At 36.3% G+C, this 17,092-nt stretch carries 10 protein-coding genes; all 10 read right to left on the minus strand.

Features of this window, described 5'->3' with window-relative positions:
* The coding region (locus BLS98_RS12400; RefSeq protein ID WP_228436020.1) for a DUF6443 domain-containing protein at window positions 1-1,022 on the minus strand (1,022 nt) is incomplete at its 3' end.
* Between the two features lie 4 nt (window positions 1,023-1,026).
* Entirely contained in the window at window positions 1,027-4,290 is a 3,264-nt protein-coding gene (locus BLS98_RS12405; protein WP_139166110.1) for a hypothetical protein, read from the minus strand.
* Window positions 4,291-4,301: 11 nt separating this feature from the next.
* Entirely contained in the window at window positions 4,302-5,927 is a 1,626-nt protein-coding gene (locus BLS98_RS12410) for a T9SS type A sorting domain-containing protein (protein ID WP_089736841.1), read from the minus strand.
* A 670-nt stretch (window positions 5,928-6,597) separates the two neighbouring features.
* Window positions 6,598-7,011: a hypothetical protein gene (locus BLS98_RS12415; RefSeq protein ID WP_089737320.1), complete on the minus strand. Its 414-nt coding sequence runs from the start codon at window positions 7,009-7,011 to the stop codon at window positions 6,598-6,600.
* Between the two features lie 292 nt (window positions 7,012-7,303).
* The gene (locus BLS98_RS12420; RefSeq protein ID WP_089736842.1) at window positions 7,304-7,693 is read right to left on the minus strand and encodes a hypothetical protein; all 390 of its coding nucleotides are present in this window, start codon (window positions 7,691-7,693) and stop codon (window positions 7,304-7,306) included.
* A gap of 95 nt (window positions 7,694-7,788) precedes the next feature.
* Window positions 7,789-10,116, minus strand: a complete 2,328-nt coding sequence (gene bglX / locus BLS98_RS12425; RefSeq protein ID WP_089736843.1) for a beta-glucosidase BglX — start codon at window positions 10,114-10,116, stop codon at window positions 7,789-7,791.
* Between the two features lie 63 nt (window positions 10,117-10,179).
* Complete coding sequence (locus BLS98_RS12430) at window positions 10,180-10,881, minus strand: carboxylesterase family protein (protein ID WP_089736844.1); 702 nt, start codon at window positions 10,879-10,881, stop codon at window positions 10,180-10,182.
* A gap of 183 nt (window positions 10,882-11,064) precedes the next feature.
* Window positions 11,065-12,456: a glucoamylase family protein gene (locus BLS98_RS12435; protein ID WP_089736845.1), complete on the minus strand. Its 1,392-nt coding sequence runs from the start codon at window positions 12,454-12,456 to the stop codon at window positions 11,065-11,067.
* A 67-nt stretch (window positions 12,457-12,523) separates the two neighbouring features.
* Window positions 12,524-13,999, minus strand: coding sequence for a RagB/SusD family nutrient uptake outer membrane protein (locus tag BLS98_RS12440; RefSeq protein WP_089736846.1), 1,476 nt, complete (start codon window positions 13,997-13,999; stop codon window positions 12,524-12,526).
* A 5-nt stretch (window positions 14,000-14,004) separates the two neighbouring features.
* On the minus strand, window positions 14,005-16,842 hold the full coding sequence (locus BLS98_RS12445) for a SusC/RagA family TonB-linked outer membrane protein (RefSeq protein WP_089736847.1): 2,838 nt from the start codon (window positions 16,840-16,842) through the stop codon (window positions 14,005-14,007).
* Window positions 16,843-17,092 lie beyond the last annotated feature (250 nt).

A 17,092-nucleotide genomic window follows, 5' to 3' on the forward strand; every position in this document is an offset into this window, starting at 1 on the left:
GCGATGACAAGATTGTTTACCTCATTTTGTCTACCCGCTCTATCACCGCCTGTTAAGAAGCCTGTATAAGCAATTCTCCCTAACTGGTCATACTTGGTAATAAGCCATTTATTGGCGGTCTTCAGATTGCCATCCTGGGAGAGAATTAACCTGTCTGATTTATCATACACCATTAGTTCCCAGCCTTTGCCAGGGAGTTTCTTTTCTACCAAACGATTTCTACCGTCATAGCGGTATTCATAAGCTAAAGCCTGTTGATCGTCCCATCCCCAGGTTTGTTTTTTTGATAACAAAGGTGGAATTACCCAAGCCAGTTGCCCATATTCATTATAGACATAATAGGTATCAGCATTTTCTGTTGTACTTAGAATTTTTCTTACTAAAAGGAGCTGACCTTTGCCATTTTTGAACTCTATAGTTTTGTTTCCGTCTTCATCGGCAACTATATTTTTATACAATTGACCCATATTATAAGTTCCACCATAATCAATTGTTGATTTAGTAGCATTATTTTCCCAAGTTGTCGTAGTGGTATATTTTATTACTTCTCCTGTTTCATTGGTTGCATAATCAAAGTTGATCGGTTTACTGCTCCAATCATTACCCACTTGAATCTGCTGTTGAAGTCGGTCCAAAGGAGAGTTTTCCACTATTTTCTCGGAATAGATCTTTTCTGAGCCATAAGGGGTATTGGCTGCATTGGATAACGGATTGGGAACAATAGCGCCATTCAAAGTTCCTCCCTGAGGAACAGGTAGATAATCTTTAAGCTGTCTTCCAAACTGGTCATATTCAATATGAGTAGCTACATCTCTTCCAAGGGGTGAGGCTTTTACATTTACAACCTGTTTGGACCTTCCCAGACCATCAAAATACTGGACGGTTTCTGAGGTTTTGGTAGGGGTAGCTCCATTATAATCCAGATAAGTTTTGGATTGAATATAGTTTTCTCCCTGGGTAAGCTGGCCCTGTACTGAATGGCTTATCAGCAACAGGCCTATGGGAATAAGTATTTTTTTCATCGTCTTAGTTTTTGTAATGGTAATTGAACTCTTTTAGCAGTCTTCCAGTCTGGGTATTTTCTCTGACTTCTTTAAGTCTGCCCGCTGTATCATAAAGATAAACTTCACGGATGCCTGATGGTGGGGTAATACTTCTCACTCCAATTAAAGGATCGTAAGTATAAGTCGTAATCTGATAATCACCTAAATTCCTTTTAAAAGTATTAAAAGCGTTTAGTAAGTTGGTTTCATCATTATTTCTTTCAGCTGAAGCATCTGTATTAGAGGCATTCACAATACTATCTATGAAAGATTGTCCAATGTTTTCCAGTTTTGCATTTTCAATCTTGGCAATTGGCTGGGTTCCATGATAGCCCCAGATAATGACTGTTGAAACTCCATCTTTTGTAGTATACTGCTGGGTATTTCCCTTAAGGTCATACTTATCATATTTTACTTCATTAGCCACTACTGCAGGATTTTGCACGTCGTAGGACAAAGCAGACATAGGAAGTACCAAATCTCCTGTTTGAGGAGTTGGAAGCGCAGTAGGAAAAATTGTTTTGGATTTTGACAATATATTGGTTGTTCCATTGATAGTCTGTTTTGTTTCCGTCTCTAATGGCGTGGCAATCATATTTTTGTCGATTAAAAGCTGATTCCCGGTCTGATGCGCATACTGATACTCTGTTTTTACACTTTCACCGGAGGGTAAAATATTTTCAGTACTTCTTACATTAAAAGGTTTATTAATATCAGTATCCCAATAATTATTTAACACTTGGGTTACAATAGTTTTATTTCCAAAGAACTCTTTTGTTGTGGTTGCTATATGCTCTACTTTTGCAGATTCTATCATGGACATTTTCTGGTCAACAGCATAGATCTCCACTGGAACATCCATAACAATAGCAGTTCCTTTTGTAATATCAAAATCTGTAGAAAAAGCAGCTATTTTCGGATTATTCGTGGTAAATTCTGATAAACCATTTTTCAGAGTGTTAATCACATAGGTATTTTTTACTATTTTTAGTGTATCATTGGCTGTATTCAGATAAATTTCTCTTTTCAGCCTTCCGCCTTTCCATTTATTATACACATAATTTGAACTGCTGGAAATTTCATATTCTCTTACAATTTTTCCTTTTCCTGTAATTTCAACTACAGAAGGATAATTAATGACATCCGAACTTCCATAGCTCGTATTAGCCTGGCTGGAGTTGTGAAGACGATAATATCTTTCAAAAGAATATCCAGTCTGTGTTCCACCAATTCCAGCCGTTTCTGTTATTTGCCTCTTGATAAAAGATGAAAAATTATATTTTTGTTTCAACTGGAAGTCAGGAACAAAAACTCCATTGCTATATTTTCCATAAGCATATTCATAAACGTTTGAAACATTATTGGCATCAATATCTTCAATTTTCCGGATACGAGGGGCACCATACTTTCTCGTTTTATCGCCATAAATAGGATATGAATATCTAATCTTCGCTGAAATACTACAGTTACACATTCCTATTTTGTTCAGATTTAACAGTACATTCTGCCCAGTTGGAATTGTCCAATCAATAGTGCTGGATTTATATTGGGAAAAAGTCTTACTTCCAGTTTGTGCAAATCCGAAACATGAAGTTACTGCAGGACCCTCAGGGCCAGTATTACTAGAATTTTTACATGCATTCCAAAAATCTATTTGCAGTTTTTGAGGAGTAGCATTAATTCCAAGATTTATGATTTGTTGTATATGATCTGATGTAACAGGGAATGTTTGGGTGTCATCAAACCCATCTTCTGTATCTCTTGTTCTAACTGTTCCTATAGCCAAATATCCATCGGCGTCTCCTATACGTTCTCTTTGTGTATTATATGGAAGTTCATAGTAAAAATTTTTCTTTGCCCCTGTAGGGTATTTTATAGAGGTAAGAGTCCCTAAAACAGCATAATCTTCATTAGATTCTCTGTTTCTTGTAGAAATAGCCTGCATTTCTGCTAAAGGGACGTCGTAGTCAAAAACCTTATTGGGGATATTAGGTATTTCTCCGTTATGGATACTATTGATATAGCCCCAGTAATCATCATTACTGCTGCTGCGTTTAGGCATTTTGTACTGTTCGTTATATTCAAATGTATACTCTGTGCTTTGCAAATTATCACGAACACTCAAGAGTTTAAGCCTGTAATCTTCATAGGTTTTATTTGCATTATCCGTTTCAAAATAACTATAATTAAGGCTAATATCTTTTATAATAACCCCTGCTTTATTGGTTACAATCACTCTTCGAAGTGCAACTCCTAAACCGCCGCTCAAATCCTTTCTGAATGAGGAACCATCTGCAAATGCTCCATTAGCATCATTGGAGTACAAAAAGTTGACTTCTCCATTATCAAAACTTATTTTACTGATCAAAGATTCTGAAAATGAAGTTGAGGTTTCCGTTTTTTCATATCTGGGAAGACGAGTCAGATCCTGAAAATTTCCACTTGGTCTGACTGATATTTTAAAATTGGCAACCTGACTGATATTTCTTTCTGTATAACTATTATTCTTATTATAGGAAAACAGAATAGATTTGTTGTTAATTTTAAGTTCGTCAAGGTTGTATAATGTCTTATGCGCTACGGTAGGACCTCCTATACTCTCAGGCATCACTAAATTTCTTGAAGACATCCAGTATTCAGCACCCTGAGTATCTTTTACATAAAATTTATCACTGTTTCTTGTAATCACCACATCATCATTGGGAATCAAAAAGGTCTGATTATTCTCTTTCATCAAAAAAGAACCTGATGCAGTGGGCAGGTTATAATCAAAAATATCTTTTTGGGTATCGTAATTCCCATTGTATATACTTTCAAGATCAGCCCTTATCTGATTGTTCATGTATGACTCTGTAATAGTCCCGCTATACGCTCCATAGTCAGCTATATTTTTTTTAAAAAATGGGACATCCAGGTCATCTAAACCTACAACATTATGAGAAATCGTTCCGGGAATATTAAGTGACCAGCCTAATCCTACCGTAGTAGCCACTTCATTTAGTTTTATTCCTCCTGTATTATAAGCCAAAGAAATAGGAATACTAATTCCGTTAACGCTTATCGTATAAATTGGAATATTGATATTGGCTTTTCCTCTGAAGTAATCCATAGGTATTGCTTCCACTTTGGAAAGGCTGTAGGACTCCGCACTTGCCGGCAGAGGAACAACCTGTTTGGTTTGCTCACCACCGATAAGCTGTGCATTACAGAGCGTCCCCAATAGTAATAATAGTATTATTTTCTTCATGATTAATGTTTTTATTTCTTAATCAGCTTTGCATTCGCTGTTTTATTATTATCTGTTTTTATAGTCACTAAATAAGCTCCCTGTATCAAAGCCTGGGTATTAATCTTAGTCACTCTATTCTTGGTTTTGAAGTTCTGAAGTTGTCTACCACTCATATCATACAGCATAATATCAGCTTCTTTGAAATCAAAGCCGATTTCTACATATGCATAATCGGATACTGGATTTGGATAGATCTTAATGTCATATTTTTCAATCAGATCATTGACCTGCTTGTCTCCCAGCTTTACAATTTTCCAGTTCTCTTTTCCAAGTTCTTTCGCGCTGGTTCCGGCAAGAACAATTGAGCCATCTCTATTCAGTTTCAAATCTGAAAGCCGCTCTTCTTTCTGTCTCGAATCTCCACTCACATGCTTTCTCCACTGTTCATTTCCGTTGCTATCCAAATACAGCATCCAGAAAGTCTCATCGTCTTTTTCTATTCTTCCTTCTGCTTGGGTGTAACCACCTAATAAAATTCCTTTTGAAGAATTGTCATTTGCAGAATGGATTACGCTCATTCCCATTAGAATATCGCGGTTTTTGAAATTGTAGGACTTTTGCCACTGCTCATCTCCTCTATCATTCAAAGCAATCAGCCAAAGGTCTGTGCCTTCTTCAATTCCTACTGTTTTGTTTCCGGATCTTTCTGATCTGGATTCTCCACCGATGATATAACCGTTTGCAGTTAAAGCCAACGTTCTGATATGATCGTCTCCTTTACCGCCAAAGTTCTTTTCCCATTCTACTTTTCCGTTTTTGTCTAATTTGATGATCCAATAGTCGCCTTCACCGAAATTTTCTGTAGATTTTCCGGTGCGAGCTACGGGATTCGCGGTACGAGCTTCAGAAGGTGATGAAGTTCCACGAGGACTATCTCCGGATCCCGAAACACGAATCTCGGAACTCCGTGAGTAAATTCCCAATAAGGCTCCACCATCTTTTGTTGGAATCATTTTCTCCACTTCATCTAAACCTTTTCCACCTAAGATCAATTGGGAGAGTTCTTTTCCATCTTTATCCAGTCTGGTGATCCAGACATCTTTGGAACCATATCCTTTGGGTGAGTTTTGGATATTTCCAGCGACGAAAAAGCCCAAATCTGTACTTTGAATGACTGCTCTGGCTTCTTCATCTGCTGAAGATCCCAAAGTCTTTTGCCACAGTTCATCTCCAAATTCATTGATCCTGATGAGCCAGATATCTGATCCTCCTTTGGAATCCTCTTTCTTATCAAGCCCTTTTCCTGAATAGGTGGTTCCGGCCAATAGAAATCCACCATCCTGAGTGGTTACTGCCCCTGATAAATAATCGTGATTATTTCCTGAGAAATACTTTTCCCAGGCTTCTTCTCCCTGCTGGTTCAGTTTAACCAGATGAAAATCGTAACCGTTATTTTGTCTACTTCCAGCTTCCATCTTCCCGCTTTCTGCCTGAATAGAGCTTCCTGTAATGAGATACTGCTGATCGATCGTAGTAGTGACCTGGCTTAGAAAATCCTGAGTAGAGGATTTAATGTCTTTTTGCCACAAAACTTCCTGGGCAGACAGCCCCAGAATGGTGCATACAGTACATGCACTGAGATAAATCTTTTTCATTCCCGTGTTATTTTTGAGTTGAGTAATTAGCTTTTCAAGTTCGGCGTAAATTTAACTTTTTTTTACTTCACGCAAATCATTTTATCGTGATTTAATATAAAATATTTCCAAACATTAGGATATTTCATTGCGATTCTATGATCCTTCATTGATTCTACAAATCTACTACAACACTGCGACAGAACCTGTCGTATTTTAAGTAATAAGAAATATGTTTTGGCTAAAGCCGGATGGATTTTTATTTTATTTGGCAGGGCTAAAGCCCAGCCCTATTGATGAAGCTAAGAAGAGGTTGAAACTTAGTAACAGGATAATTGATAATTGATAATTGATAATTGATAATTGATAATTGATAATTGATAATTGATACTAAAAAAATATCTTCAATAGATATAAAAGCATACCTATCACCCCACAGGTATGAGTAATATTGAATCTTAACAACAATATTATCATTCATCATTTATTACTTATACCCTAGCCCCGATAGTAGCGGTTACCCCACAGCAAGCGGTTAGCCCTTCGACTTTGCTTAGGCTAACGTTTTGGCGCGAGGAGTATGAGTGGATAGCGGGATGAAGCTCCTAAAAACAAATCTTACCATCTGAAATGTAAATTCATAAAAAAACCACCCTTTTCCGAGTGGTTTTATATTTTAAAAAATTTGATCTTATTGATAAATGACTACGTCGTCTTTTTTTATTTGATAACCGGTTTTCTTGTAGGGAACTAACATATAGGTTTCTTTAATATAGCTTCCGCTTTTCCAGATTTTGTTTTTTCCTTCTTTTTCAAGGATAATACTTTTGGCATTTCCCTCCGGGATAAAAATTTCTGCCCGTTTCAGATCTTTACTAAAAATAACTGCCGTCATTGTAGTATAGCTTTTATCCGAGCCTACTTCCTTTAATTTGATTTTCTGCTCGAAAACCTTTACACAATTATTTCTGATTTGTGAATAGGTATAACCTGCAGAGCCTATACAACCATGAACATCTCTATCGCCTCCCAAAGCCGGAGCTTTTTGTTGGGCAAAAATTAGAGAGCCAAGGAACATCATGCTAAATAAAATTGGTTTTTTCATATTTAAATTATTAATGTTTTCAGTGGGGTAAAAGTGTTTTGGAAATAAAGATATTAATTTCATTCCTAGTTACAAAATGCATTGCCCTTTTTAAGCAACATAAGTCTTATTCTAAGGAAATATTCTCAAGCTATTTTTATCTTATTGAGATTGGTGTTCATGATCTAATGACCTTCATTAATTGGTATAAAAATTCTAACCGGTATCGCATCATCAGTTACTAAATCATTTTATATACTCATAAAAAAAGCCACCCTTTCGAGTGACTTTGTTTTTCTTTGAAAATCTGATATTATTGATAGATTACAACATTATCCTTTTTAAGCTGAAATCCGCTTTTTTTGTAAGGAGTTAATACATAACCATCTTTTTTCCAGGCTTTTGCTTTCCCTGGTCTGGTAAGGATTATGCTCCCTTCTTCTGCATCTTTAACAAAAACTTCAGCATTTTTTTTGTCTTTGCTGAAAATAACTGCTGCAATATAATCTCCTTTTGTAGCAACCTCTTTTAATTTGATTTTTTCTTCAAAAGTTCTTACACAGTTTTTCTTAATCTGTGAATACGTATATCCTGCTGAACCAATACATCCGTGAGCATCTTTATCACCACCTAATACCGGTGTCTGTTGTGCGAATGCTAAAGTTCCAAGGAACATTGCGCTAAGTAAAATTGTTTTTTTCATGTTGCTGGTATTATTATGATAACTACGCTGGTATTAATAAAAATCATGCCAAAAAAACCATAAAACACATTACTATGAAAAAATTCTTCTACTTTTTACTTTGTCCAATTGACTTTAGAATGCTTCACCTCATCAGAGCTTGTTCCAATCATAACATCAAACTCTCCTGATTCCCAGTCGAATTTCAAATCTCCGTTGTAGAATTTTAGGTTTTCAGGAGTGATATCAAAGGTTACTTTTTTCGATTCTCCTTTTTTCAAAAATATTTTCTGGAAGCCTTTCAATTCTTTTACAGGTCTTGTAATACTACCTACCATGTCTCTGATGTATAGCTGAACGACTTCTGCTCCATCATAGTTTCCGGAATTGGTTACCGTTACAGATGCCTGAATGGTTTGATCTCCTTTCGGATTGGAATTGGAAACACTGATATCGGAGTAATTGAACTTGGTATAGCTTAATCCATACCCAAATGCATACAATGGGGTATTGCATTCATCCATATAATTGGAACGGAATCTTTGGTATTCACATTTATCCGTTAGTTTCTGATCTAATGGACGGCCTGTATTTTTAGCATTGTAATAAATAGGAATCTGTCCTAAGCTTCTTGGGAAAGTCATTGGAAGTTTTCCTGATGGGTTTACTTTTCCGAAAAGAATATCAGCCAATGCATTTCCAGCTTCTGAACCTGGGAACCATGCATTGACAATCGCATCAGGCGTATCTTTTACATTCGTTAATGCTAAAGGACGACCTGTGAAAAGGATCATAGCGATTGGTTTTCCGGTCTTTTTCAATTCATTTAAAAGATCAACCTGCGATTGAGGAATGGTTATTTCTGATCTTGATGAAGATTCACCACTCATTTCAGCAGATTCTCCGATAGCGAGAACAATAACATCTGCTTTGTTGGCAACGTCTACAGCTTCTTTTAACAGCTGTTCTTTTGAGCGGTTGTCTCTATCCGTTTTCTTTCCATGAGCTGCATAGATTTCTTCCAGTTTTGCATTGTAATCAATATTAGCCCCTTTGGCAGAAAGGAATTTCACTTCTTTACCATAGTTCGCCTGAAGCCCCTGCATTAAATTAACTGAAACATTATGTTTTGTAGCGACACTCCAGGTTCCGGCCATGTTGATTGAATTATTCACCAATGGACCAATCACTGCGACAGTTCCAGATTTTTTTAAAGGTAATACCTGGTTTTCATTTTTCAATAAAACCATAGACTGAGCAGCAACATTTCTCGCAATGTTACGGTTTTCCAGGTTGTATACTTCTTTGGCTGCTAATTTTGCATCACCATGCTTGTATGGGTTATCGAAAAGACCTAAGTCATATTTAGCTTCAAGGATTCTTCTTGCTGCCATATCGATTTCAGCCTGCGTTACTTTTCCTTCGGATAATGATTTTTTTAAAGTGGTTAGAAAACCTTCTCCCACCATATCCATATCAACACCTGCTTTTAAAGCCAATGCAGAAACCTGCTGAAGATCTCCCATACCGTGGTCAACCATTTCATTGATTCCGGTATAATCTGTTACTACAAATCCTTTGAATTTCCATTGATTTCTCAATACTTCGGTCTGAAGCCATCTGTTCCCTGTTGCAGGAACTCCATCCACTTCATTGAAAGAAGCCATTACCGAAGCAACACCTGCATCTACAGCAGCTTTGTAAGGTGGAAAATATTCGTTGAACATTCTTACATGGCTCATATCAACCGTGTTGTAATCTCTTCCAGATTCTCCTGCTCCATATAAAGCAAAATGCTTTACACAAGCTAATATATTGGTTCCGTTAGCCAAGTCTTTCCCTTGGTAACCGTACACCATGTTTTTTGAGATTTCACTTCCTAAATAAGGATCTTCACCGGAACCTTCGGAAACTCTTCCCCATCTTGGTTCACGGGAAATATCTACCATTGGCGAAAATGTCCAGTTAATCCCATCAGAAGCAGCTTCTCTTGCGGCTACTTTTGCAGACTGTTGTACCAGATTCATATCCCATGAAGCGGCTAGCCCTAATGGAATTGGAAAGGTTGTTTCATATCCGTGAATAACGTCCATTCCGAAGATCATTGGAATTTTCAAACGGCTTTTTTCAACAGCTACTTTCTGAACGGCTTTAATTTTATCCGCTCCTTTTATATTGAATAATCCGCCTACTAATCCCTGCTCTACTTTTTTCCCGATATCTGAACTCTGTGCCATCCCGGTAGTAAAGTCTCCCGAAGTTGGTAGGTTCATCTGACCAATTTTTTCATCTAAGGTCATTTTAGATAAAAGATTGTCTACAAAGGCTTTTTTCTTGGCCTGATATTGAGCAGTCTGATAAGACTGTACAGGCTTATCCACCATTTCCTGGGCAGAAAACACCGGCGAAAGTGCCAGGGCTGCAAGTACAATTAACTTTTTCATAAATCTATCTTCTTATTATTATTGTTTTGATTTTTACTGAGTTTTATTTCTTGGCATTACCTTCTATTTATCTTTCTTTTTAGACAGCATCCATTCATACAGCTTTGGATTTGAATAAGTTGAATCCCATGAGTTATGATTATCATTAGGAAAAATCACCAATTCAGCTGTTGGGTTCACAGGATGAAGCTTCTGGTAAAATTTAAAAGCATTTTCCGGTAATACGATATCATCCATTCCACCATGGAATATTTTCATATTCAAATCTTTGAATTGCTGAATATTGGCGGTCATCACCTGATCTGTAGGGGCACAAACTGAGGCTACTGCCGCAAACATTTCAGGATGTTCCATCGCCAGTTTTAAGGTTCCCCAACCTCCCATAGAGAGGCCTGTAAGGTAAATTCGGGAAGCATCAATTTTATGTTTTTTCTGAATTTCTTTGATCAGATTATATACTGAAACTGTATCCCACCAGCTATCTGTAGGACATTGTGGTGCTAAAATAGCGACTGGTTCCTTAATCAGATTCTTATAAGTAAACGGACTATGGGCTTTTACCAACTCAAGATTATTTCCTCTTTCTCCTGAACCGTGAAGAAACACAATCAACGGAACATTTTCTTTGGAATTTTTTGGATAATCCAAAAGGTAGGAAATTTTCTCCTGCCGTTTAACTTCTTTATTTAATTCTGCTTTTATTTCCTGAGCAGTAAGCTGTAGGGAAAGTGGCAGCAATAAAAGGGAAAGATATTTTAATTTCATAGTGCTATTAGGTTGGGGCTAATGCCTTGAATTTGGTTTTTCTTTTTATTTCTCTCACAGATTGTACAGATAAAGCAGGTTATTGTGTTTGAGTTCTATTCAAAATCTGCGTTATCAGCTACATCTGAAAGTTTTATTTTTTATCATTGATTGAAATGGTCTTTGTAAGCCTATTCCCATCAATTATTTTATTCCATATTTTGTGGATTGGAAACTTAGTTTTTTCAACCCCTGCTGAATTTCCGGGGCATTCATAAACAACTTCCATAAGAAGCCTGTTCTATAGTTTTCAATCATAGGTGCGATTGTTCCTTGGTCAATGGCCAAATATCTTGGGGTAAACCAGTTGTTATAATTGATGGACGTAGCGTCGTAAGGGCCTGCAGACCCAATGAATTCAGGTTTTTGGGTATAGATGAACCTAAGAAAATCCATAGATTCTTTTGGAGTGTATGGGAAGCTGCTCAAAGCGGCTGTTGGTGTTATGACTCCATTGTCATTACCCGGCATGTGAGCGGTATAGCCTGTACTTCCATCCTCATTTCTTGTATATCCGGCTGTTAATCCCCAATATTTTGGACTGTAGCCTTTCCATTGTTTTGGATTTTCAACACAATATTTATAGTCAATAAGGGTTTGATTTTTATTAATATCAAAATAGTTTTTCACCAGTTTATCAGATAATCCTGTAGGATCAAGCCCGACATATGAATATTGAGCCCAGAAAAGTGGCCCGCCATATTCTTCAGCGTAGTTATGTTTTACATACAGAGGTAATCCGTATTTTGTTTTGTCTGTAAGGTAGGTTCCATTTCTGGTCCAGCCTTTATAATAGGTTTCCGCATCTATAGAATAAGTAGGTGAAGATGCGGCAAGGATATAAGTAATTAAACATTCGTTATATCCTTCTAATGGAAAATTCATTTCCCATTGATATTCTGGTGACCAGTGCCAGTACAACACTTTCTCACCGCCTTTGGTGTACCAGTTCCATTGAATTCCTTTCCAAAGTTCATCACATTTTGCTGCTAAAGCTTTTTCTTCTGCATTTCCGTTTTTAAAGTATTCACGAACCATTAATATTCCTGAAGTAAGGAATGCTGTTTCTACAAGATCTCCACCATTATCCTTCTTTCCAAAAGGAACCGTTTTTCCTGTTTCTCCATTGATCCAATGTGGCCAGGCACCTTTATGACGGTCTGCTTTTGCCAGAAAATCCATGATGTGAGTCAATCTTTTCACAGCCTCTTTTCTTGGAATGAATCCTCTCTCCACTCCTACCAGTAAAGTAGCCAATCCAAATCCCGAACCTCCTGTTGTAATAACATGTTTATCATTATCAGGATAAATATTGTCCTCATGATAACGCTCTCTTCCCAACATAGAATTGGGTTCTGCATAGTCCCAAAAGTATTTTAGGGCATCTCTTTGCACTTTATCCATCAGCTGTTCATCAGTAATGGTACTTGAAACGCTATTATTTTTTACGATTTCCTGTTTTGAAACCTGAGCGTTTTTGCAGGAATACATAAAGAATAAAGAAGTTACAGCAATTGACAATAGGGTCCTTTTCATTGGTATCGGGTTACGGGTTATAAAATTAGAGGAGAATTTTCACTCTCCTCTAGTTTATGGTTATTGATTAATATCCTGGGTTTTGTTGGGACAATCCTCCTGCTTCCATGATAAATTCATAAGGAAGTGGGAATAGTTCATGTTTTCCAACGATGAATTTTTTACCTCCATCTGCAGCCATTGCCGTTTGTGCCTGACCAGTTCTTACTAAGTCAAACCATCTATCATGTTCAAAAGCTAACTCTAATCTTCTTTCTTTCCAGATTGCTGTTCTAACATCTGCCTGAGAAGTAGCTGGAGTTGGAGTAATTTTAGCTCTTTCTCTTACCTGATTCAATAATGGAATAGCAACACTTGTTTGTCCTAATTCATTCAATGCTTCTGCTTTGATTAACAAAACTTCAGCATATCTCAGATAACGGATATTGGTATCTGTAGCATCTTTATCATAGAATGCTGAAGAATAAGCCTTATAGTTATAGAACTTGTTCTCTACTTTACTAGAAATATATCTTCCATCATACAATGTCATATCTCTATGAATAATAGTAGCATCTCTTCTCTCAGTATCTCCTTCTGCTGTGTAAGCATCATATAACCCTTGAGTAGGTGTTGCAAATCCCCAGCCCCAGCCTCCAGTACCACGAACTCCCTGAACTTTACTGTACTGCTGGATAGCTCTTCCTGCATCAGCACCTGAACCTTGAATTTCAAAAATTGATTCAGCATTATTCTCTCCAGAAACTTTATAAATATCAATAAAGCTAGGAGTTAAAGAGTATCCTGTCACTAAATCACATTGTTCAGCAGCCAGTTGCCATTTTTTCTGATAAAGATAAACTTTAGCCAAAAGAGCATGAGCTGCTCCTACCGATGCTCTTCCTACCTCTGTTCCTCCATAAGCTTCTTTCCCTGGCAATGATTCAATAGCTTCTTTCAGGTCTTTTTCAATGAAGGCATATATTTCTTCTTTAGAAACTCTTGTTAGCTGCATTTTTTTATCCTCAGCATTTCCTAAAATAGGAACACGATCTACCAAGGGAACCCCTCCAAAAGATTTCACAAGGGTGAAATACATAAATGCTCTCAGGAATTTTGCCTCACCCATTAGTCTTTTACGCAATTCAGGGTTTGCTTTGTCTAATTGCGGGATATATTTTAAAGCCTCATTACATCTATTAATTCCCTGATAGTTAGAAGCAAAAAGTTCTTTAAAAGATGGTGTTGTAGCAGTAATATTCAATGCATCCAATAGGTTTTTATCAGATCCTGTATCTCCATCAGTAGATCCTTTATCAGCATCATCAGAAATAATAGAAGTAACTCCTATCCAGGCAAATGTGCTCATATTCCAGTCTAAAAACTTAGCATAGATAGAATTCACAAAGTAAGTAGCTCCATTATCATTATTAAATTTTTCTAGATCATCAATTGTCATTGACTCTGAGGGTTTCACATCAATAAATTCATCACTACAACTTTGTACAGCAGCTACTGAACCTAATAACATTAAAGAGACTAATAATATCTTATTTCTTTTCATTTTTTCTAAAAGTTTACGTTTACACCAAATACAAAAGATTTTAACGTAGGGTAAGCATTTAATTCTACCCCTGCCATTTTGTAAGGATCCCCTTCTGTTTTCGCATCTGCCGGATTATATCCTGATAATTCTGAGGAATATCCTGAATATTTTTGCCATACAAAAGGATTGATCGCGCTTACATAAAACTTCACTGATTTTACATAATCTACTACATTCCTCACAGTATATCCTATTGAGATATTATTAATTCTAAAGTAATCCCCATCTTCTAAGAAATAAGTGGAGGCAATAGGATTATCTGTATAAGGCTTTGGATGATATGAATTCTGATTGGATGGAGACCAGTAATCCTGAGCTACTGAAGATTCAATATTTACACTGTTACTTCTCTGCGCTTTTTTACCATTATAAACACTAAACCCAAAGGCTCCATATCCATTTGCTGCAAAATCCCAGTTCTTATAACTTAAAGAAACATTGATTCCTAAAGTAGATTTAGGAATATAAGAATTAAAATATTTTCTGTCTCCTGCATCAGCAGATCCGGTAATACCATTTCCGTTAAGATCCTTATATTTCATATTACCATTGGCATCTACCCCATCATATTCCCATAAATAGAAGCTTCCCAAAGCTTGTCCGACTGTGGAGCTGTTAAATAGTTTAACCCATTGTCCATTGCCCAAATCCCCACCACTCAACTGCGCAATATTTTTGCTTGTATCTACTTTGGTCAATGTATTTTGATTGTAAGAATAATTGGCTCCTAAAGAGTAAGTCCAGTCTTCTCCTACTTTATCAGCCCAGTTCAATGAAAATTCCGCTCCTCTGTTTCTTACTGCACCTACGTGAGAATAATAAGTTTCAGACTGCCCTGATGTAATATAATTGGTAATTCCTAAAATAAGATTGTTGGTTTCTCTGTTATAAACATCAATACCTCCGGTTAATCTCTTATTAAACAATCCAAAATCCAATCCTAAGGATGATTCTTCAGTAACTTCCCATCCTAATACAGGATCAAACCCTTTATTGACAGTAATACCATTACTTACCGGATTAGCATTTCCAAAACCATAGTTGTAATCTTTACCCGAATTCAAAGGCAGGTAATTCAAAGGAACTCTCTGATTACCTAATTTACCCCAACCTCCTCTTAATTTTAACAGATCAAAGAATCCATCTTTCATGAACTCTTCTTCAGAAATAATCCATCCTGCTCCAAATGATGGGAAAGTTCCCCATTTTTGACCTGCGGCAAACTGTGAAGATCCATCACGTCTTATAGTTGCACTTAGCAAATAGCGGTTCATTAATTTATACTGTGCTCTGGCAAAATAAGAAACAGTAGTATTCCTGTCGTATTTCACAGATTTCAAGCTTTGAACATTATTTACATAATCGGTTCCGTTAAGGTTCCAGTAATTAGAATCATTCAACAACAAATTCTTTCTTTTTACAATAAGCTGGTCAATACCATTTCTTACTGTAGTTTCAGTACCTATTGTTGCTTCAATATCGTGAACTCCAAATTTTTTATTATATGTTAAATAATTGGTTAATGACCAGTTATAATAATCTTCTCGAGTGTTTTCTAAAGTATTAACAGGGTTCGTATTTGAGAAGCCTCCAGGCACCCTTGTAGGTTCTTCTGCAAGCCAAATATCAACCTCATTTCTAAAATTATAAGATTTATAGTTTGAATACTCTCCATTAAACTGAGAAGTAAATTTTAACCCTTTAATGATATCTATATCTAATTTTAAGCCTCCTTGGAGCAAAGTATTTTTGTTTTGCTCATTATTAAGCAATAACTGGCTTACCGGATTGGTAACATCATTAAATTTTTTCCCTGAATAATCTACAAGTCCTGTCGTTTCATTTACAAAAGGCATCCCAAATTGTCCTGAAGGATAATAAACAGGAACCATAGGAGATTGCTTATAAGCAGTTGTAAATGCATTAAAAGGTTTTGGAGTGGTTTTTGTGAATGCTACACTGAAATTTTGAGAAAGGGTAATTCCCTTAGCAATCTTGAACTCATTATTAGATCTGATGGTAGCACGATTATAATCTGTACCTCTTAAAATAGATTGTTCGTCATAATTACTTAAACTGAAAAAATATTTCACAGCCTCAGAAGATCCGGATACTGAGAGGTTATGTTGATTGTAAACCCCTGTTCTTGTAATTTCTTTAAACCAATCTGTATTCACTGGTTGATTGGTAGAAAATCTATTCAAATTAAGAGCCGTATTATTATAGGTTGCAAACTCTGATGCATTTGCCATTTTCACAGTCTTCAATGGACTTCTTACACCTACTAATCCATCATAAGAAACACTTAATTTACCTTTTCCTGACTTCGTTGTAATAATAATTACTCCGTTTGCAGCCCTATTACCATAAATGGCCAATGCCGCTGCATCTTTCAAAATATCATAAGTAAGAATATCATTAGAGTTGATATTGTTGATATTTTCAAGGAACATTCCATCTACAACATATAAAGGAGATCTTCCTCCAGTTACTGTCCCAAGCCCTCTGATCATTACCAAAGGCGTAGATCCCGGCATATCTGATGCGACAATCTGTACTCCGGCAGCTTTACCCTGAATAGCCTGTGAAGCGTTCAGGACTTTAGTTTTGGTTACTTCTTCTGCACTGATAGAGCTGATGGATGTTGTATTATCCACTTTCTTACGGCTACCATATCCAATCATGACTACTTCGTCAATCTTCTGAACTTTGGCAGAGTCTTTTGTAACCTGTGCATTCACGTTCATCCCGAAGTATAAAACTGCGATGAGGCATGGATACTTTAAATTACTTTGTTTCATATAGTTTCAATTTTATTCGTACAATCAGATTTTCAACATTGTCTCATTTTGAAGCAATTAATTTCTCAAATGAAGACATTAGCCAAAAATAGAAAAAAAACTGAAACTTGTTAACATATCTTAAAAATTCAAAAAAAATTAAATTTTATTAAACAAAACTATCAATAAAATTAAATTTTACAAATTTAAAACCAAAATTAGCATCAATTCAATATCATATCATCAATGTAAAAATCAAATTTTTAACAAA

Source organism: Chryseobacterium jejuense (assembly GCF_900100075.1).
GTDB classification, from domain to species: domain Bacteria; phylum Bacteroidota; class Bacteroidia; order Flavobacteriales; family Weeksellaceae; genus Chryseobacterium; species Chryseobacterium jejuense.